Source organism: Glaciimonas sp. GNP009, from assembly GCF_054343755.1.
In genome coordinates, this window is the sequence record NZ_JBTGUV010000004.1 from 4,654,848 (window position 1) to 4,675,206 (window position 20,359).

The 20,359-nt window shown below is 47.7% G+C and carries 20 protein-coding genes; 10 read left to right on the forward strand and 10 right to left on the reverse strand.

Going from position 1 to position 20,359, the window contains the following annotated elements; genetic code table 11:
• Positions 1-88 precede the first annotated feature (88 nt).
• Positions 89-1,699: a sensor domain-containing diguanylate cyclase gene (locus ACXX82_RS21445; protein ID WP_458563674.1), complete on the forward strand. Its 1,611-nt coding sequence runs from the start codon at positions 89-91 to the stop codon at positions 1,697-1,699.
• A 202-nt stretch (positions 1,700-1,901) separates the two neighbouring features.
• Here the strand turns inward: ACXX82_RS21445 and ACXX82_RS21450 are convergent, their stop codons facing one another.
• Together ACXX82_RS21450 and ACXX82_RS21455 are read right to left on the reverse strand one after the other, a co-directional pair.
• Positions 1,902-2,387, reverse strand: coding sequence for a Spy/CpxP family protein refolding chaperone (locus ACXX82_RS21450; RefSeq protein ID WP_322238250.1), 486 nt, complete (start codon positions 2,385-2,387; stop codon positions 1,902-1,904).
• 229 nt (positions 2,388-2,616) lie between these two features.
• On the reverse strand, positions 2,617-2,898 hold the full coding sequence (locus ACXX82_RS21455; protein WP_322238251.1) for a hypothetical protein: 282 nt from the start codon (positions 2,896-2,898) through the stop codon (positions 2,617-2,619).
• A gap of 536 nt (positions 2,899-3,434) precedes the next feature.
• Here ACXX82_RS21455 and ACXX82_RS21460 point away from each other — a divergent pair.
• Positions 3,435-3,575 (forward strand): hypothetical protein, encoded by a 141-nt coding sequence (locus tag ACXX82_RS21460; protein WP_323518647.1) that lies wholly within the window; start codon positions 3,435-3,437, stop codon positions 3,573-3,575.
• Between the two features lie 108 nt (positions 3,576-3,683).
• Here ACXX82_RS21460 and ACXX82_RS21465 read toward each other — a convergent pair whose 3' ends face one another.
• The 5 genes from ACXX82_RS21465 to ACXX82_RS21485 form a co-directional block, all read right to left on the reverse strand.
• Entirely contained in the window at positions 3,684-3,980 is a 297-nt protein-coding gene (locus tag ACXX82_RS21465; protein ID WP_322238254.1) for a hypothetical protein, read from the reverse strand.
• A 234-nt stretch (positions 3,981-4,214) separates the two neighbouring features.
• Positions 4,215-4,523, reverse strand: a complete 309-nt coding sequence (locus tag ACXX82_RS21470; protein WP_458563675.1) for a hypothetical protein — start codon at positions 4,521-4,523, stop codon at positions 4,215-4,217.
• Positions 4,524-4,552: 29 nt separating this feature from the next.
• The gene (gene tfpB / locus ACXX82_RS21475) at positions 4,553-6,334 is read right to left on the reverse strand and encodes a type IV pilus assembly ATPase TfpB (protein ID WP_458563676.1); all 1,782 of its coding nucleotides are present in this window, start codon (positions 6,332-6,334) and stop codon (positions 4,553-4,555) included.
• 114 nt (positions 6,335-6,448) lie between these two features.
• On the reverse strand, positions 6,449-7,297 hold the full coding sequence (locus ACXX82_RS21480; protein ID WP_322238259.1) for a spermine/spermidine synthase domain-containing protein: 849 nt from the start codon (positions 7,295-7,297) through the stop codon (positions 6,449-6,451).
• Positions 7,298-7,368: 71 nt separating this feature from the next.
• A complete protein-coding gene (locus ACXX82_RS21485; protein ID WP_322238261.1) occupies positions 7,369-7,869 on the reverse strand; it encodes a DNA-deoxyinosine glycosylase in 501 nt (166 codons plus the stop codon).
• A gap of 168 nt (positions 7,870-8,037) precedes the next feature.
• On the opposite strand from ACXX82_RS21485, the gene ACXX82_RS21490 reads away from it, so the two are divergent.
• From ACXX82_RS21490 to ACXX82_RS21505, 4 genes are all read left to right on the forward strand, one after another.
• The gene (locus tag ACXX82_RS21490; RefSeq protein WP_323507173.1) at positions 8,038-8,787 is read left to right on the forward strand and encodes an SDR family oxidoreductase; all 750 of its coding nucleotides are present in this window, start codon (positions 8,038-8,040) and stop codon (positions 8,785-8,787) included.
• Between the two features lie 80 nt (positions 8,788-8,867).
• Positions 8,868-9,308, forward strand: coding sequence for an Mpo1 family 2-hydroxy fatty acid dioxygenase (locus tag ACXX82_RS21495; protein WP_322238264.1), 441 nt, complete (start codon positions 8,868-8,870; stop codon positions 9,306-9,308).
• Between the two features lie 165 nt (positions 9,309-9,473).
• Positions 9,474-9,902, forward strand: a complete 429-nt coding sequence (locus tag ACXX82_RS21500; RefSeq protein WP_322238266.1) for a CidA/LrgA family protein — start codon at positions 9,474-9,476, stop codon at positions 9,900-9,902.
• A complete protein-coding gene (locus tag ACXX82_RS21505) occupies positions 9,895-10,647 on the forward strand; it encodes an LrgB family protein (protein ID WP_322238268.1) in 753 nt (250 codons plus the stop codon). Before ACXX82_RS21500 ends, ACXX82_RS21505 begins: the two co-directional genes overlap by 8 nt.
• Positions 10,648-10,821: 174 nt before the next feature.
• On the opposite strand, the gene htpG is transcribed toward ACXX82_RS21505, so the two are convergent.
• Both htpG and ACXX82_RS21515 read right to left on the reverse strand, forming a co-directional pair.
• A complete protein-coding gene (gene htpG, locus ACXX82_RS21510; RefSeq protein ID WP_458563677.1) occupies positions 10,822-12,735 on the reverse strand; it encodes a molecular chaperone HtpG in 1,914 nt (637 codons plus the stop codon).
• Between the two features lie 172 nt (positions 12,736-12,907).
• Positions 12,908-14,374, reverse strand: a complete 1,467-nt coding sequence (locus ACXX82_RS21515; protein ID WP_458563678.1) for an aminotransferase-like domain-containing protein — start codon at positions 14,372-14,374, stop codon at positions 12,908-12,910.
• A gap of 190 nt (positions 14,375-14,564) precedes the next feature.
• Between ACXX82_RS21515 and ACXX82_RS21520 the strand changes: the two genes are divergently transcribed.
• The 4 genes from ACXX82_RS21520 (at position 14,565) to ACXX82_RS21535 (ending at position 17,479) form a co-directional block, all read left to right on the forward strand.
• On the forward strand, positions 14,565-14,873 hold the full coding sequence (locus ACXX82_RS21520) for a DUF2917 domain-containing protein (protein ID WP_322238273.1): 309 nt from the start codon (positions 14,565-14,567) through the stop codon (positions 14,871-14,873).
• A 2-nt stretch (positions 14,874-14,875) separates the two neighbouring features.
• The gene (locus tag ACXX82_RS21525; RefSeq protein WP_322240647.1) at positions 14,876-15,466 is read left to right on the forward strand and encodes a LysE family translocator; all 591 of its coding nucleotides are present in this window, start codon (positions 14,876-14,878) and stop codon (positions 15,464-15,466) included.
• A 279-nt stretch (positions 15,467-15,745) separates the two neighbouring features.
• Complete coding sequence (locus ACXX82_RS21530; protein WP_458563679.1) at positions 15,746-16,204, forward strand: RidA family protein; 459 nt, start codon at positions 15,746-15,748, stop codon at positions 16,202-16,204.
• Between the two features lie 81 nt (positions 16,205-16,285).
• Positions 16,286-17,479, forward strand: coding sequence for an aminotransferase-like domain-containing protein (locus ACXX82_RS21535; protein ID WP_323507629.1), 1,194 nt, complete (start codon positions 16,286-16,288; stop codon positions 17,477-17,479).
• Between the two features lie 543 nt (positions 17,480-18,022).
• On the opposite strand, the gene parC is transcribed toward ACXX82_RS21535, so the two are convergent.
• Positions 18,023-20,341, reverse strand: a complete 2,319-nt coding sequence (gene parC / locus ACXX82_RS21540) for a DNA topoisomerase IV subunit A (RefSeq protein ID WP_323507628.1) — start codon at positions 20,339-20,341, stop codon at positions 18,023-18,025.
• Between the last annotated feature and the right edge of the window lie 18 nt (positions 20,342-20,359).

Sequence of the window (20,359 nt, forward strand, 5' to 3'; positions counted from 1 at the left end):
TGAGACGAATTCAGAATATAGGATTGCTTTTATTTTTCCGAAAAGTGTACGGTGAATCTGAATTCATAGCTAAAATGCAAGAAAAATCATGATTAGTCTTGCCGATAAATCGAAATCTCAGGATGGTTTAAAACCCAAACTTATTTCTATAACGTCGTTGGCAGGTATTTTCGTTATTTTAGTGTGCCTTTCGCTTGTATTTGTTGATGGATGGCGAAGCTGGACCGCGCGTAAAGTTCAGCTGCACGAGATGGACATCGCTACGTCCAACATGGCGCGCGCAATAGCCCAGCATGCAGATGACACAATTAAAGAAGTGGATACCGCGCTGGTTGGGCTCGTTGAGCGGGTGCAAACAGATGGAATCAGCCCTATAGCGCTGAACCGACTTCATACTCTGCTGGCGTTGCGGGTGACTGAATTGCCGCAACTGAATGGTATCTACGTCTACGATGAAAACGGCCGTTGGTTGACCTATTCATTACCAGCAGTAGTGTCAAACGTCAATAATGCGGATCGCGACTATTTTATTTATCATCGGACGCACTCTAATTCTGGGCCTTATGTTGGAATTCCGCTCCGAAGCCGGTCTACCGGAGCCTGGATACTGACTTTATCGCGCAGAATTAATCATGCCGATGGTAGCTTTGCTGGCGTGGCACTAGCCACAATTAGCATCGATTATTTTAATAAATTTTACGAGAGTTTTGATATTGGCCGGCACGGTGCGATTACGCTCGCCTTAGATAGCGGCGTGATGTTAACCCGCAGCCCTCTTCTGAAGGACTCTATCGGTAAGAATATTTCCGGCTCGATATTGGTTCAGGACGTCACCAAAGGCAAGGCTAGAACAACCGTTATAAAATCGGGGCAAGACGGGATAAGGCGCATCAACAGCTTTCGGCGGCTCGATCAATATCCTCTTTTTGTTTCTGCAGCATTGTCAGAACCTGAAGTTCTGGCGGACTGGTTGGCAGACACCTACCTCCATTCGGCAGGCGTAGCTTTTCTCTTGATCGTGCTAGGTTTAGTTGGGTTTCATTTAGTCGGTCAAATTAAACGAAGGGTCGATGCTGAAACCGAAATTGTGCGCGCACGCGATGCTTTGGAGGCACTTAATCAGACACTTGAAAAACTGTCTCTGCAAGACGGTCTGACCGGTCTTTCAAATCGTCGCCATTTCGATATCGCACTGGATAAGGAGTTTAATCGGGCAATGCGCAACGCAAGTTCACTTGCATTAATCATGATTGACGTAGATTGCTTCAAGCAATATAACGATATCTACGGTCATATAGCGGGAGACGAATGCTTGCGGCGCATTAGTCAGGTTGTTGAGTCCAGTCAACGCCGACCAGGTGATGTGGCCGCAAGATACGGCGGCGAAGAACTTAGCGTATTGCTCCCATGTACCGATATAAACGGTGCGATGGTCATCGCCGAAAATATCCGCATGGCGATACGCAACCTCGCAATTAAACATACGGGAAATCCTGCCGGCATAGTAACAATTAGCGCCGGTGTCGATGCTTTTGTTCCAGTCAGAGATGAAAATATGCCACTCGAATTAATACAAGCTGCCGATACAGCACTCTACGCGGCGAAAACCAGCGGGCGCGATCGAGTTTGCCACAATGTCAATTTTACCCACCGCGGACAACCCGTTTCGTCAGACACCTCGATGATTAAAGAACCTTAAACGTTAAGGTAAGGTGCATGAGAGTCGACGTCATTCGCGGCTTTACAACTTGTGTGTTAGTTCGTTTTACTTCGGATGAGAAGCTGCATTCTTCGGCTAGCCACATAACTCAGCATGCATTCAAAGTAGATTGTTGATTCTTCAGACTTTTGTATTGCATCGTGAATAAACTGCATGCGTATGGTAGACATAGGCAAGGATGCTATCGCATTTGTTCTTTCATTCGATTGGTCCAGGTCGTCTTTGCAAAAAGATCGAAAATAGTCTTTTGCTCAGTACTTAACCCATCATAAAAAGTCCTGGTGATTGAAGCGGTCTTGCTCAAAAAATCGGCATTCGAACGCATCATGATGACCATCTTTTCCATTTTTTCTGGCGTGGACAAATTTTCATAATCAGGGCCAAGCGCGCTTTTCATTTTTTCTTTGGATTGTGCGCGCAATGTTGCTTGCGCGGCTAAACCACTTGAAAATGTATCCCATGCGGTTTGCTGAGATGATTTAAGATTGAGTTTTTGTTTCAGTTCAGTAAGGCGTTTTTGTGTTGCAGGCACTGCATCTTGTTGGCTACGGGCACTCCCTTTTGTACCATTGACGGCTGGTTGCGTGCCTTGCTCGACAGCATAGGAAGCCGTTCCCGCGATTAGCAAACCAGAGAGCAGACATGCGGTGATGATTGATTTGTTCATTATTTCTCTCGTTAAAATACTCTGTTATTGCAAGGTCTTTGAGGCCTATTCTCAGACGGTAATTATGCGCTCATGGATCAGACTAAGGTTAGAGCGCTCCTTAATTATTTCAAAAAATTATTTCAAAAAATTATTTCCGAAATCTCACCAATTATTGCGAGGCGTTTATCCGTATTAGAAATAAAAAAAAGACAGGATAAACCTGTCTTTTTACGACCGACTATCTATTTTATTTAGGAGCGGTTTTAGTTGCATCTACCTTGGCCACTGGTGGCGTTACTTTTGCTTCGGATTTGGCTTTGGTTGCCTTGACCTTCGCTACTTTATGATGGGCTTTTGCCTTCACCGTTTTTGTTCCCGAATCAGCAGCGACTTTTGTTTCCGCCTTCGTAGTCTTGGCAGTGTTAGTGATCGGCGTAGCTGGGGCGACTGGTGCTGATGGCGCGGCGGCTTGTGCAAAGACGGAAGTAGCAAACAAGCCAGCGATCAGAGCAGCTAATAATTTATTCATTTGAGTACCTTTTACGTGGTCTTGATTAACTCAGGTCATCCTGAGGGCTTGCGGTATAAACGACCTTGATCGGTCGATGGTTGACCACGATTACAACCGGTTACAAACTGGACTAAAGGTAGACTGTATGTGTGCAATCCATTCATGCCTATGCGCATTTTGACTGGTGATCCAGATTTGATGAAAAACACTTTTGTGGAGTCTCCTTCCTGCACTTCTGCATGTCAGGGTATTGATCTTTTGTATATCCAATACGCCGCGAACTCTACTGATTGACATTGTTACGTGCTCACCGTCAGACATTATTGGTGGGGTCCTAATTGCTGATTTAAATCCTGATCCAGGTAATCTCAGCCAGCTTCTAAGTTGCGTATTCTGCCGCTTATTTGGTTAATGCTCTGCTATATGGAAAAGTATAAAAAGATTTAAGAAACGATTTTTATCGTGCGTGCATATCGCCACGCTTCTCGTTATCCCACTTGCATTTGTGGTCTGTCGTGCGGCTATTTCATGGTTAATTTATTTATGTCAATCCTGTGATGAATACGATCATTGCCCAATTAAGTGAACATGGCGCATCCCAAGATGAGGTCTTGACGGTCAACGCATTTCTGACGGTGGCAGGTGAGTTGGTAGAAAGAGATGTTGCAGATAGCGCTAAATCAGATATGAATTAGGCCTGTTGATAGTTGATATAAAGTAGGCTATAAGAGTAACTTTTAAAAAAAGCGCTATCCGCGGATAGCGCTCAATTTGAGCAAATAGAACTACCCTATTTGGGCATGTTATGCATCGGCGTCAAGGTTAAGGCTAAAGATAGCGTCATAACCATTTTTTTCCCGATCGCTTTCTTGCAGGTCATCTATCAAACCCATGTCATCAAGTTCTTCGTACGCGTTGTTGTATTGGTTATCGGTAGTTGCACCGATTACGCGATAGATTTCCTGATCGGCGTTACGGACGCCGATGAGTTTATATTCTTGTCTGACGATATTGAGGTCCACTACGGACACCAATAAGTTAGTCATGATCGTTTTGTCGAACTCGGGGATGCTGTAGTCTCCGACCAGTGCTGTTTTCAATCGATTCCTCTTGTGTATTTGGTGTTTGCTTACAGTTCACTTCTTGAAACCCTTGAAATGATTGCCAGGCAACGTATTTTCAAGCGTATCGCGTCAAATAAAGACGAGAGGTGTTAATTTTACCTTCACCCGCGTTTGTCGGGGGAATTTGTCTAATTTGTTAGGCAGCCCGGTAGATTTTTGCTTGATTAGTGTATTGAATCAGCGACTACCGGCCCCACGACTCCTAGACCTCTAACATTTGGCAAAAAACATTTTAGTTTGGATATCTTTACGTTGCTGGCGTATCCATTCCTGACTTTGGATGGGACGTTTACTTTCATATTTGGTACCACGTTCCATGAGACGTTGTTGTTCTATCTGATCAAGTTCCCGCGTTCGCTCGTCTAACTGATGACATTCAGCGCTGGTTGGCGCTTTTGATACTTCTATTGCGGCGTGAGTGGTGTTGGTTTGTGCTTGTGCGAAAGTCCCCAAAAGTGGCAGTGCTATTGATAGCGTGACGGTGAAGAACTCTTTTTTTATTCGCATTGCTCGCAACATGATGATATTCCTTTAGAGTTTTGCAGGTGTTAAGTAAGTGCTGAAGTCACTTTTAAAACTTCCTCGACCGTGGTGACGCCCTCTATAATCTTAAGGGCACCGGCAACGCGTAAAGGCTTCATGCCATCGGAAATACTTTGTTGCTTTAGTGCCTGAATGTCAGTTTCAGCCTGAATCATTTTTGAAAACGATGGTGTAACTGTTAGAAGTTCATACAAACCTGTTCGTCCACGATAGCCGGTTTGACGGCACTCGGGACATCCAACTGGTTGATAGACGTTTGCGGGTTTTGGAATCGCATTATTTTTCACCAAATTTTGCCACACTTCATCCGTGACTTCACCGCCGTCGCTTTTGCAATGTGGGCATAAAGTGCGCACAAGTCTCTGGGCCATGATGCCAATGATCGTACTTTCCAGTAGATAAAAAGGTACGCCAAGTTCCAGTAATCGCATAACCGCAGATGGCGCGTCGTTAGTATGGAGCGTAGAAAGCACCAGATGGCCTGTGAGTGCAGCCTGAATGGCCATTTCTGCGGTGGCTAAGTCGCGTATTTCACCGACCATGATGATGTCTGGATCTTGTCGCATCAGCGCTCGGACACCATCCGCAAATGTCAGATCGATGCCTTGGTTGATCTGCATCTGATTGAATGCAGGTTCGACCATTTCGATCGGGTCTTCGACCGTGCAGACATTTACTTCTGACGTCGCTAGCGCTTTTAGGGTGGTGTATAAGGTCGTCGTTTTACCTGACCCAGTTGGCCCGGTGACGAGAATAATGCCGTGTGGACACTTGGTCAGTGCATCCCAACGTAAGGCGTCATCTTTTGGGAAGCCCAATTCGGGTAGCGTTTTTACGACTACCTCTGGATCAAAAATCCGCATCACCAGCTTTTCACCGAAAGCGGTTGGCAGCGTTGAAAGACGTAATTCGACTTCCTGACCACCGGCGGTGCGAGTTTTTATCCGTCCATCTTGTGGGCGCCGTTTCTCAATGACATCCATCCGACCAAGTAATTTGATTCGCGCTGTCATCGCGATCATTACGACAGCTGGAACTTGATATACCTGATGTAGCACGCCGTCGATGCGAAACCGTATAGCACTGAAGTCGCGCTTGGGCTCCATGTGAATATCTGACGCGCGCTGTTCAAATGCGTATTGCCATAACCAGTCGACGATATTGATGATATGACGGTCATTGGCGTCTACCTGCTTATTGGCTTTGCCTAGCTCCACCAATTGTTCAAAGTTATTTCTTAATGCTAATTCCTGTCCACCCGATTTATGCGCACTTTTAATCGATTTTGCGAGGGTAAAAAATTGTGTGATGTATTGCGTTATATCGATTGGATTAGCAATGACCAGCTTAATATTCCGCCGCGAAATTTTAGCAATTTCCGGTTCCCAATCGATACGAAATGGTTCTGCAGTTGCGATCACGAGTTCTGTCGCCGTTAACTCGACGGGCAAAATATTGAACCGGGTAGCGTAAGTCGCCGACATCACATCCGCCACTTTGGCAAAGTCAATTTTGAGTGGATCAATACGGTAAAAGGGCAGGGCGACTTTGTGCGCCAACCATTCCGTCAACCACTCCAATGTCATTGCCCGCTGAGGGATTTGCGCGGTCAGGCGCTTGCATTGGGCCACTGCGGACAATGGATGAATAGCAATACTGGCGTTGCGGAAAATACCCTGCGCCTGGGTAAAAAAGTCTTTAACTTCTTCTTTTATAACCGTGCCATCCGCCAGCAACCAAGTGAAAATTTGCTGTAGATCGAGTATTTTTGGCGGAGCTTTATTCATCACTTTATTATGGCTAGTTTCGCAAAGTTAATGTTGTGAGTCGATTAGTAGACCAAGCGCGCGATGATTTGAATCTTGCACAACGCTTAGTCAATAATCCCTAGGGTCTAGTTCTCAATGGTCGGTATGCCATACCTTTATGCCGTTCACCCACGTTTTTGCTGGCAACTTGGTCTCAGCTGTTATCTCTGCAGCGCGTTCATAAAGTGTTGTGAAATCCGGTTTCCATGCGGTTTTAAACGCGATGGCTATCACATTGCCGTCATGGACTTCAGGTAAACACCAGACATCATCGAAGGCGAACATCATCGCTTTCAGATTCTTGGCGTAACTTGGGTGGTCGCCAAATAGATTAACCGTCATTACGCCATTGTCCGTGAGGCAGGCGGCGCAGGCGCTATAGAACTCGGGGGTGTCGAGCACCGGGCCTTTTGCAGTGGCGTCGTATAAATCGACTTGTAGCGCATCGATGGTGTCCCGATTCGCCTCGTTCATGACAAAATCCATTGCATCCATTTCGATGACGGTCAAGCGGTCATCATCCGGCGGCAACTTGAACATGGTTGTGCATATTGTGAGCACGGAAGGGTTCAGTTCAATCGCGGTGACGCGTGCGGCTGGAAATTGACGATAGCTGAATTTGGTCAGGGCGGCTGTACCCAGGCCAAGTTGCACAATATGCTGCGGCTGATCATTAAATAGCATCCACGCCATCATTTGTTGTGCGTATTCCAACTCCAGCCAGTCTGGTTTCCTTAGCCGCATTGCGCCTTGCACCCATTCGGTACCGAAATGTAAAAAACGGACGCCGTCTTGTTCTGACAATGTGACGGGAGCGAATTTAGGTTTGCGCGGAGCTTTAGGCTCTGCCTTCGCATCCTTTGTATCAGTTTTTTGGAGGCGTTTACTTGGGCCGGCTTTAAGATTGGCTTCGGCTTCGATGGATTTGCGTTTGATCAGCATTGTCTGGATATGAGGTGGCGTAAGTGGATCTACTAAAGGGAATAAGCGGCTAGCACAAAATGATCTGATGATTACGCAATGATACCGCGCCACAGCGCCAGTTTTTGCTCAAATGTAGATTGTGCGTTAGCGGGTGATGAGGATGGTAGCACCAGAGTTTCGAATCCAGCTGACGAGAATTGGGTCGCGAATTTGCCAGATGTTTTGCCATTAAAGCAAATTCGCGCTAATTGCGGGCAGCGCCGATGCAGTAAATCAAATTGGTTAGCGAGTGGATTACGAATAGCGCTATCCAGACTGCCATTACGCTCACAACCAGCAAGCACGTCCCATAAACCGATGCCGTGTGCGCGTAGACGGATTAATCGCTCGAGATAAGGCAAGTCAACCAAATTATCGTCGAGCACTGCCGAAAGCAAGGGCCAGAACTGGTTGCGTGGATGACCGTAATATTGTTGGAGTGCCAATGATGCGACACCTGGAAAGCTGCCCAGTATCAAGATTTGTGTGCCTTCATCTATAACGGGGGTAAAGCCGCTCAAGTTCGCAATTGATGTTGGTGGTGCTGGCATAAGGTGGCGCCGGTAATTATTTTCTCGAAGGATCAGTATATTATCGTTTCTGTAGGTCTTTCATCATGATTTTTACGAGACTAATATATTTTTCTTGAGAAACTTTTTTTATACGTCAACTTATTGGTTTTTTTTAGGCTCACCGTTAATATCTGAAGGAGTGTTTGCATGCATCAACCCGTTATTCTAATTACCGGTGCCAGTCGTGGCATTGGCGCGGCTACTGCACTGCTGGCGGCTGAGCGGGGTTATGCGGTCTGCGTTAATTATGTGCGTAATCGGGATGCTGCCGAGGCCGTGGTCAATGCTATCGTCGTTGGTGGCGGAAAGGCTATCGCCGTGGCTGCTGATGTGGCCGTGGAGAGTGACGTAGTAAAGCTTTTTGAGACCGTCGATACAAAACTCGGAACATTAACTGCATTGGTCAACAACGCAGGCATTCTCGAAACACAAATGCGTCTGGAGCAAATGGATGCGGCACGTTTGCAGCGGATATTCGCGACGAATGTGGTCGGTAGCTTTATTTGTGCACGCGAGGCGGTGAAACGCATGTCTACCTCTTTGGGTGGCAACGGTGGCGCGATTGTGAATCTGTCATCGGTAGCATCGCGCCTTGGCGGCGCAGGAGAATATATTGATTACGCCTCATCCAAAGGCGCAATAGATACCATGACGATAGGATTAGCAAAAGAACTTGCTGATCAGGGTATTCGGGTGAATGCGGTCCGGCCTGGAGTGATTTATACAGATATTCACGCCAGCGGTGGCGAAGCGGGGCGCGTAGACAGGGTGAAAGATGCCATTCCGATGCGTCGTGGTGGTCGTGCCGATGAGGTGGCGCAAGCAATTATGTGGTTGTTGTCGGATCAGGCGTCGTACTCTACGGGATCGTTTTTAGATGTAGCCGGTGGCCGGTAAGTGCTTTATGCGTATTTGGTAGTTGCCCTTAATCGGGGCTCTGTATCCTCAAGATTTTAAAACTAAACAAGGTGCAGACGATGCAAGCAACCCCGAGAAAAATTGATGCCCTGTTAAGGGCCTATGCGGAAAGTCACCGCAACCATACTAACGAAATCATCCATTGTATTTGCGTCCCGGCGATTGTATTTGCGTTGCTGGGTTTACTCTGGGCACTACATCCATTTGTGGCGACAATAGCCGCAATAGCCGCGCTGATTTACTACGGATCATTGTCACTATCATTTGCTGCCGGAATGGTTTTGATGGTGGCATTGATGCTATTAATTTTGGATAGTATTCCTGGTAATTGGGTGTTGCCGTTGTCGGTTGCCGTTTTTGTTGCGGCGTGGATCGGTCAATTTATCGGTCATCACATCGAAGGTAAAAAGCCTTCATTCTTTGATGACTTGCGTTTTTTATTAATAGGCCCTTTATTCGTGCTGAGTTTTTTGTACAACCGGTGGCATTTACGTTATTGATCCATTGACTCAAAGTAAGGGCTTCAGCGTGTGAAGCATGTAAATTTGAGAGGTGAAATCCGGTATTGTAAGACGGTAAGGCGGTAAGACGGTTCGATGGTGAAATGGTGAGTGAGGTAACGGCTTCTTTTAGATGTTTAAATAAAACAAGGGAGGAATCATTCGATGCTTGCGACGTTTGCTACCCTACTAATTTTTCAATGTTTGGGCGAGGGCATTACGTTTGCTTTAAGTTTGCCTATTCCCGGACCTGTTGTTGGCATGTTGCTGCTATTCGTGGCTCTAGTGATTTCTCCGGGCTTACTTGAGCGCATTGAGAAAACCGGCACTGAACTGCTCGGCCATTTATCGCTATTGTTCGTCCCTGCGGGTGTAGGAATTGTCGTCTCAGCAGCCACCGTCCGAGGCCATTGGCTCGCCGTGATTGTATCGGTCATCGTCAGCACCATACTTACTCTCGCTGTGACAGCTACCGCGATACGATTGACAATGCCCGCTCAGCGTAAAGCGCGGAGGGAGCCAGATGCCGAATTGCAGGGTGAATCAGGCGCTTTAGACAAGCATAAAGTACCCAAAGAGAGCGATCATGCATAGCATTCCTGAGTTTGGATCAATATGGGTCTATCTTGCGGGTTCACCTCTGCTTGGCTTGACGCTGACGTTGTGTGCGTATGTCATCGCATTTTGGGTGTACGGTCGCTTCAAATTTTCACCACTTGCTAATCCGGTCGCCATTGCGATTGCGCTGATCGTTTTGGTTTTACAGACTACGGGTATGTCTTACCGTGACTATTTTTCAGGCGCTCAGTTCGTTCACTTCCTACTCGGACCCGCGACGGTGGCATTGGCGATTCCCCTTGCGCGCCAGTTACCGCGATTACGTAGATCATTTATACCGCTCGTTTGCGGGTTATTTTCTGGATCGATAACAGCGATCATTTCTGCCGTCGCCATTACTGTTGTGATGGGTGGCTCCTATCAACTCGCTATCTCCATCGGCCCTAAATCGGCCACGACACCGATCGCCATGGGCGTATCAGAGAAACTAGGCGGACTTCCTGCATTAACGGCGGTATTGGTTATTTGTACTGGCATTTTTGGTGCAGTTATAGCGCGATTTTTGTTTAACTGGATGCGTGTTGATTCACATGAAGTGCGCGGATTTGCGTTGGGTGTCACCTCGCACGGGATCGGCACGGCGCGTGCATTTCAGGTCAGTCCCGAAATGGGGGCGTTTGCCGGTTTGGGAATGGGGATGAATGGCGTACTGACGGCATTTTTGGCCCCTTGGTTGATTCCGATTGTAGTAAATAATTTGTCTTCGTTAATCTCACATTAGTCTTAATTTGTTCTAAACAGGGCGCTGATAGGCAAATTTCTTGATTCACTGAGAGATCGCTCTGGTTATTGTTTTTCTATTTAGCGTTTTGTCATTTTTTAAGTAAAAAAATGGGAGAGCCAGGCTCCCCCATTTGTTTCCATACTTATTTCGCCGTATTCGCTATGTTGACGCTTATTTTGAGGCCAAGCCGAGCAACATATCATTAAGACGTTTGACGAAAGACGCAGGATCGGTCAGCGCGCCGCCTTCGGCCAGCATTGCCTGATCGAAGAGAATATTTGCCCAATCGTCAAATTTCGCTTCTTCGTATTTCAAACGTTGCACCAGCGGATGATCTGGATTAATTTCCAGAATAGGCTTCGAGTCAGGCGCTTCCTGACCAGCGGCCTTCAGCATACGCATCAGATTGCCGGACAATTCATTGGTATCGGCTACCAGACACGCTGGTGAATCGGTCAGGCGGAAAGTGACGCGTACATCCTTGGCTTTGTCGGCCAATGACGTCTTCATCTTCTCGACCAGATCCTTAAACTGCGTTTCGGTTTCTTCGTGTTGCTTTTTCTCGGCTTCGTCTTCCAGCGTACCAAGATCAAGTCCGCCTTTTGCCACAGAAGCCAGTTCCTTGCCTTCAAAATCTTGTAAGAACGAAAGCATCCATTCGTCGACGCGGTCAGTCAGCAGCAAGACTTCGACGCCTTTTTTGCGGAAAATCTCTAAATGTGGGCTATTTTTAGCCGCTGTATAGGTTTCGCCGGTCGCGTAGTAAATTTTGCTCTGGCCTTCTTTCATACGGCCGATGTAATCAGCAAACGATACGGTTTGCGCATCGCTATCGTTATCGGTCGAGGCAAATCGCAACAGTTTAGCGATACGTTCCTTGTTGGTAGCGTCCTCGCCCAGTCCTTCTTTCAGGACTTGACCGAACTCGGTCCAGAATGTTGCGTATTTGTCTTTTTGCGATTGCTCATCATTGTTTGCCAATTCTTCCAGCATGCTTAGTACACGCTTGGTCGAACCTTCTCGGATCACGCGAACATCACGCGATTCTTGCAATATTTCACGCGAAACGTTAAGAGGCAAATCTGCTGAATCGATCACGCCTTTGACGAAACGCAGGTAAATCGGCATCAGTTGCTCGGCATCGTCCATGATGAAGACGCGTTTGACATACAGCTTGAGACCGCCACGCTTATTGCGATCCCACAAATCGAATGGCGCACGTGCCGGGACATACAGCAACTGCGTATATTCGCTGCGACCTTCAACGCGATTGTGGGTGTAAATCAGAGGTGCTTCGAAAGCGTGCGAGACGTGTTTATAGAACTCGACATATTGCTCTTCGGTGATGTCCGATTTGCTGCGTGCCCACAATGCGCTGGCCTGATTGACGGTTTCAAAAGTGTCTTGAACGACCGTTTCTTTCTTTTCTTCGTCCCACTCTTCTTTCTGCATCAAAATCGGCAGCGAGATATGGTCGGAGTATTTTTGAATGATCGATTTCAATTTCCAGGCCGACAAGAACTCGTCTTCCTCGGCGCGCAAATGCAAAATAATGTCTGTGCCACGACCCGCTTTGTCGATAGCTTCGATGCTGAACTCGCCAGCACCTTCCGACTCCCAGCGCACGCCTTCGGTGGTGTTAGTGCCAGCGCGGCGGGTTTCAACGGTAATTTTATCGGCAATGATAAAGGCAGAGTAGAAGCCAACGCCGAACTGTCCGATTAAGGCAGCGTCTTTTTGCTGGTCGCCAGATAGTTTGGAGAAAAATTCTTTGGTACCTGATTTGGCAATCGTACCCAAATGGGAAATAGCGTCTTCGCGCGTCATGCCAATGCCATTGTCTGACACGGTGATGGTGCGGGCGACTTTATCGAAAGTAACCTTGATTTTCAGCTCGGGATCATTTTCAAACAATGCGCCATCGTTAATCGCTTCAAAACGTAACTTATCGGCAGCATCGGAGGCATTTGAGACCAATTCGCGCAAGAAGATTTCTTTGTTCGAGTACAAAGAATGAATCATCAGTTGCAGCAACTGTTTGACTTCTGCCTGAAAGCCCAGGGTTTGCTTTTCGGATACGGCCATTATCTGTTACCTCTAAAGATTAATATAAACGAAAGAAATGTCTTAGCTCGCTGCATAGCGGTATGAACGGGTATTAACCGGCATTAACCGCGTACAAAAAGCTGATTTTCTCAGAAATGGGGTGTAAATCGGCTATTTCAAGGGTTTAACGGGGTTGTTATCAAAACACTCGTTATCGACAACATTCTTTTTCAAGAAACCGCCAAATCCCCGGGTCCGACATTGCTGCAACGTTGATCCGCATGCGGGTCGATGGCAATTGATTGGGTGAAAATAAGGCGCCCGGAGCCAACATAAAGCCCTGTGCTGCCGCTTTTTCCGCCAGAACGTTCGTATCGTAACCGGTGTCAACCCACATGAACATCCCGGCGGGAGTCATGGTATCAACGGTCATTCCTAACCTTTCCAACTGCCGCGTGGTGCTGTCGCGAGCAATATCGAGCTTGGTTCGCAGACGGTCGGCGTGTTTGCGATAATGTCCTTCGGATAATATTTTATAAACAACGCGTTCCCCTATCTCAGCCGTGGTGAGCGTTGTTAGCATCTTGCGATCAGTTAAATGCTGCGCTATCTCATGCGAAGTGGCAATGAAACCTACGCGTAGATTAGCTGATAATGTTTTGGAGAATCCACCCAGATAAATGACCCGACTCAGCTGATCGAGTGTCGCCAGTCTGGTCGCCGGCTGAACTGCAGAACCAGGATGGATGTCGCAATAAATATCGTCTTCGACTATCGTAAAGTTATGTTCTTCGGCAATTTTTAATGTCTGAAATGCCTTGGCCGCTGACATCGAGGTCGATGTTGGGTTGTGCAGCACTGAAACCAGTACATATAATTTGGGTTTATGTATTGCAGCCAACTCAGCCAGTTTGACGATGTCCGGACCATCTGCCAAACGAGGAATACCAATGACTTTGGTGCCCAAGGCGGCAAACGAACCAAACATTAGAAACCACGACGGATCGTCAACAAAAATCACGTCTCCAGGCTTGGTAAAGTGGCGCGCCACCAGATCGAGCGCCAGCGTGACACCGGTAGTCGTGACGATTTGCTCGGGCGTGACCGCAATTTCAAGCTCTGCCAGTTTAAGTTGCAGCTGTTGCCGCAATGGGAAAAAACCTTGTGGATCACCATAACCTAACAATTGGCTAACGCTTTGGCGACTAATCGCACGCAAGGCATTGGCAATGAGTTCACCATCAAGCCATTCGGCTGGACACATACCCATTCCTGGCTTTTTTTGTGTCGGCATCTGCCGAAACATGTTTCTTACGAGCCAGACTATGTCAATTGAGGGCGTTTGTTCTTGGTTTGATTGGGGTATCTGATGGGCGTTAATCAACGGTGAACGTTCCCGGACATAAAAGCCGGAACCGCGCCGCGACTCGAGAAATCCCTTTGCTACCAGTCTGTCGTAAGCCTCCACAACTGTGAAGCGAGACACGCTATTTAGATCCGCATACTGCCGGATAGAAGGCATGCGCGCACCGGTACGAAGCAGTTTGTCACTTATCCGTGTTTCGATCACACGGACGATTTGCTCGACAAGCGACGTGTCCGCATCGCGCGAAAGAAGTTGCTGGGTGCTAACCAAGCGCGGAGGGGTAAGTTTGCGGTTGCTAAGTGTATTGGTCATATTGCCGGTGCAATGTTAGGAATTATTTTATGAAGTGTACTGGTACTGTATCGCTCCTGTCGGTTAGGATACACCTATCGGATTGGCATTGACAATCTCGAATGCAGAAAAGAGGCAAAACAGAAGGTAACTGCCTTCCCTCGTCAAAGCCCATACTATTTTCAGGTTGAATGTGATGAAAAAATTGTTCATGAAAGATTCCCATACGATGGATGTCGGTGATGTATTGGCCGGTATCGCGCTTCGCCCATGTTCTATTCGGGTGGTCGCCGGGCGTGTGTGGATTACCCGCGAGGGTGATATTGATGACTATTGGCTAAGCGCAGGGCAACGTCTGGCGGTTCATCCTGATCAATTGATTGTTCTAGAAGCAGACTCCGGACTCTGTCAGGTGGAGATCGCTTGCGTCAATCATCGTGGTGTACTGACTGCCTTACTGCGCCGGTTTGGGCACGCCTTACGCCAGCCTTTCCGTCCAGCGGTTGGCGGTGCCACATGATCATGGAATCATTGTTTCCGCTGGCTGTATTCGCGTTTGTGTCATCGATTACGCCGGGTCCGAATAACATTATGCTGACATCATCGGGCATCATGTTTGGCTTTTCACGTTCGATTCCCCACTTGCTGGGAGTAACTGTCGGTTTTTGTGTATTGCTACTGATATGTGGAATGGGAATTGGAAGCCTGCTACTAGCACTTCCATCAATGCATTTGATACTGAAAACATTAGGTTCTGGCTATTTACTGTATCTGGCGTGGAAACTGCGCAAAATGTCTTTTAAAGCCGACAAGGACAGTAACGCCCGGCCAATGTCTTTCGTCAGTGCTGCCTTGTTTCAGTTTGCCAATCCAAAAGCCTGGATTATGGGGATCACCAGTGCTTCGGCCTTTTTGCCTTTGGTTGAACCGTTCTGGCTGGCGCTATGCCTGTATTGTCTTGTATTTGCCGCCATTAATCTGCCCTGCGTTAGTGTATGGGCTGGCGCTGGCTCGGTCTTGCGACGCTATCTGGCGGAAGTATTGTGGCAACGTGTTTTTTGTACAGTCATGGTGCTGTTGACAATCTACTCGGCAATTTCAATTTGGCTTTAACGCTAATCCGTACAATGATCGCTGGATCGCTTTTGGCAGCCATCAACGCATAAATTGTTTGGTATTTAGTTATGATAGGACCCTGGCGGCTGGACGGCAGATGGCCGTTCGGCGGCAACCTGTTAAGTTTTGATAATGTTTATTGAGCAGTTTCAGTATAAGTGATGCTAAAGATCTACTTTTTACGCAAAGCGCAGGTAGATTTGAGATAATCATGTATTCGTCGTCCAAAGAACGGGCGCAGTCGATTTTTTTACCCATCCAGAATTGGAGTGTTAGATGTCTGTATATGAAAAGCTGAAAGCCCTTAATATCACACTGCCTGCGATCGCCGCACCAGCCGCGGCCTATGTTATGTACGCTCAAAGTGGAAAGAATGTTTTCTTATCGGGCCATCTGGCGAAAAAAGAGGGAAAAGTATGGGTCGGTCAGCTAGGTAAGAATACGAGCACTGAAGAAGGCAAAGAAGCGGCACGCGGTATTGCGATCGAATTAATCTCGACACTTGAAACAGCCTGCGGCGGTGACCTGACGCGAGTAAAACGTATCGTCAAATTGATGAGCTTGGTTAATTCCACCACTGATTTTACCGAACAGCATTTGGTTACAAACGGTGCCTCAGAATTGTTGGTCGAAGTATTTGGCGAGCAAGGCAAGCACGCACGTTCCGCATTTGGAGTGGCTCAGATACCATTGGGCGCTTGCGTTGAAATCGAACTCATTGCAGAAATTGATTAAGTTTCTGACCGTTTTATGCATATTGCGGTGACCACTTGTAGTCCATGCCGCAATCGTCAACACCGATAAAAGAGAATAGTAATGAAAATTGAGAATCCAAACGCACTGAAATGGCATTTTTCGGAACGCGCACAAAAACTGCAGGGTTCCGCTATTCGCGAAATTCTGAAAATAACCATGCGTCCGGAAGTGATCTCTTTCGCCGGTGGTTTGCCTTCGCCTTTGACCTTCCCGGTCGAGCAAATGAAGGTCGCGTTCGATAAGGTGCTGACGCAGCAGGGCAAAGTGGCATTGCAATACGGTCCGACCGACGGTTATGGTCCTCTACGCGAATGGGTGGCCAATTCATTGTCGATTAATGGTTCAACGATTTCGATGGATCAGGTCTTAATGGTTTCTGGCTCGCAACAAGGATTGGATTTGCTCGGCAAAGTCTTGATCGACGAAGGAAGCAAAGTGTTGGTTGAGACCCCGAGCTACTTGGGCGCGTTACAAGCTTTCTCTTTGTACGGCCCTGACTTTGTTTCGGTTCCAACCGATGAGGGTGGCTTGATACCAGAGCTGGTTACGACACTTGGTAAGGATGCGCGACTACTTTATTCACTGCCTAACTTTCAAAATCCGACAGGTCGCACGATGTCGCTTGAACGGCGTCAGGCATTGGTGGAGATTTGTTCCCGCCTTAATTTGCCGCTGATTGAAGATGATCCGTATGGTGCGCTCAGCTATCGCCGCGAGCCATTGCCGAAGATGCTGAATATGAATCCCGATGGCGTCATCTATATGGGTTCGTTCTCCAAAGTATTGACGCCAGGTATTCGTCTCGGCTACGTAGTAGCGCCGCGTGAATTGGTTGATAAAATGGAGCAAGCTAAACAGGCCACCGATTTACATACTGCGCAATTGACCCAAATGGTGGTGTACGAAGCGATTAAAGATGGCTTTTTGGGTACACATATTCCGACCATTCGGCAGTTATATTCAGATCAGTGCGATGCTATGCTAGCAGCTTTGGAAACCTATTTTCCAAGCAGTGCGACCTGGACCAAACCAGAAGGCGGCATGTTTATTTGGGTAACATTGCCAAAACATATCGACACAATGAAATTATTGGATGAGGCGATTAAAGAGCACGTCGCATTTGTCCCGGGTGCACCATTTTTTGCCAACACGCCAGAGTCTAATACACTGCGGTTAAGCTTTGTGACGGTACCACCGGCCAAGATACGTGAAGGTATTGAAAAATTAGGTAAATTGATTGCTGCTAAGCTGTAAGCTCTTCAGTCCCACCTGAATGTAAAGTTAGTGGAGATATGGAGTAAATTGAAGGACGTTAAAACGGAGGGCATTGCCCTCCGTTTTAACGTCTACATTATCGCTACGTTACTCATTAATATTCCAATCGCCAATCACCAGCTCTCAAGCATGACTCCACAGCAGCATCTCTGCGCGATGCATTCACATCATTCTGCGAATACGATGGCGGCATGTACAGCCCCGGAGTTGTATTGCAAATAACCTGACTATTTTTATCATCGCTATTAATTCTCCGACAGTTGGTAGTCGTAGGACTCTGATAGCCAGGATTAAGTTGATTCACGATTATCGTCGGATAAATTTGCGCAGCTTGTTTCTCACACGATAATTTATCGCGGTAGAAATCGCTTTCACCTTTATATGGATGCTTCCAGGTTGCACAACCTGAAAGCGTCAACATGCATGAGACGGTTATGGCTAAATAAATGTTATGCGGCAAACCGTTTTCCTTTAAAAAATGTTCGATATATCGTTGCTGTGACGCATATAGCGACGAGTGAATTACACCAATGGCGTTAATGTCATCGGCTTAAGTTTCGACTCTAGCAACTTACCCTTACGCGCCCGTTTGCCAATATGCGGGATCAAGCCGTTCGCTGAAAGAGAGACATCTTGCGCCTTGCCTCCGCGACCCATACCGGACACCATCACACCCCGTTGACTGATAGGCTGAGCGGCCAATAGCTTTTCTGCATTCTCCAATTCCATCAGGATCACGCCACGGCCACCATTTGTGAGCATTTTGCATTCTTCCAGGCCAAAGACGAGTAACCGCCCTTTTTCTGACAAACACGCAATTGCGCTGGCACTGGAACCGATAGGGCGAGGCGGTAACGATTGATCGCCTTCATCCAGCGTGATGTAGGCCTTACCTGCTTTAACCCGGCTAAGCATGTCTCCGACTTTGGCGGTGAAACCGTAGCCGCCTGACGACGCCAGCAATAGCGTCACTTCTGCCGAAGCAGCGAAGTAATGCAATATGCTACTGCCGTTGGCCAGGTCGATTAACGTGGTGATAGGAATGCCGTCTCCCCGCGCATTGGGGAGTGAAGCCACCGATACCGAGTAAATTCGGCCATTCGAGCCGAATACCAGCAGATTGTCGACCGTGCGGCATTCAAATGCGCCGTACATAGCGTCGCCAGCTTTAAATGTGAACTGGGCAGCATCTTGACTATGACCGCTGCGGGCGCGTATCCAGCCTTTTTGCGAGACGATGACGGTGACGGGCTCATCGATCACTTTTGTTTCTACTACGGCCTTTTCTGCTGCCTGAATCAAGGTGCGGCGGGCATCGCCAAATTGCTTTTGATCTGCCTCGATTTCTTTGATGACCAAACGTTTTAATGACGAAGGATTTTCAAGCAGATCCTGAAGACCTTTCTTTTCATCGCGCAGTGTCGCCAGTTCTTGCTGGATTTTAATGGTTTCCAGTCGGGCTAACTGACGCAGACGTATTTCAAGAATGTCTTCAGCCTGACGATCCGATAACTTAAACGCATCCATCAACGCCGGTTTTGGCTCGTCTGACTCACGGATGATCTTGATAACTTTGTCAATATTGAGCAAGATCGCTTCGCGACCTTCCAAAATATGGATGCGGTCTTCTACTTTTTGAAGCTTAAATTGTGAACGGCGGGTGATGGTGGCGAAACGGAATTGAATCCATTCGCGCAGGATCATACCCAGACCCTTTTGTCGCGGCCGTCCATCGCCGCCGATCATCACCAGATTGATCGACGCACTGCTTTCCAGCGACGTATGCGCCAGTAGCATGTTGGTGAATTCAGTTTGATCGATATTTTTCGATTTTGGCTCGAATACCAGGCGTACCGGCGCATCGCGTCCGGACTCGTCACGCACCGCGTCGAGTACCGACAAAATGGTTTGTTTGAGCGCCATCTGGTCCGGGCTTAACGATTTTTTACCAAGCTTAATCTTGGGATTGGTAATCTCCTCAATCTCTTCCAATACTTTTTGTGAGGAAGTATTCGGTGGCAGTTCGGTGACCACAGCTTGCCATTGGCCGCGTGCCAACTCTTCAATTTTCCAGCACGCACGCACCTTAAGGCTACCGCGGCCGACTTCATACATATCCGAAATAGCGGCTGCGGAACTGATAATTTGTCCACCGCCCGGAAAGTCCGGTCCCGGAATCATTTCCATTAATTCCGCATGCGTCATGTTCGGATTTCGAATCAGGGCGACAGCCGCTTTGGCAACTTCGGTCAGATTATGTGATGGGATTTCGGTCGCCAGGCCGACGGCGATACCTGACGCACCATTGAGCAACACGAATGGCAATCGTCCCGGTAGCAGTTTTGGCTCTTCGGTCGAGCCGTCATAGTTGGGTTGAAAATCAACCGTTCCCATGTCAATTTCATCAAGTAGCAATTTGGCAATTGGCGTTAAGCGCGCTTCGGTATAACGCATCGCCGCTGCGCCATCGCCATCGCGTGAGCCGAAGTTGCCTTGACCATCGATCAGCGGATAGCGCAGGGAAAAATCCTGGGCCATGCGCACCAGCGCATCGTAGACCGATTGATCGCCATGTGGATGCAATTTACCCAGAACGTCGCCGACTACGGCGGCTGATTTGCGCGGTTTTGCGTTTGAGTTCAGGCCAAGCTCATTCATGGCGTACAAGATGCGCCGCTGAACTGGTTTCTGACCATCAGAAACATCCGGCAACGCACGACCTTTTACGACCGAAATGGCGTAATCCAAATAGGCGCGTTCTGCAAAAGTTGCGAGGGTTAGTGATTCATTAGGTTCGCCGTCAGGCGGCGGCAGGTCAAACAGATCGTTTTGTTCAGTCATGAAGTTTTAGAGATTTAT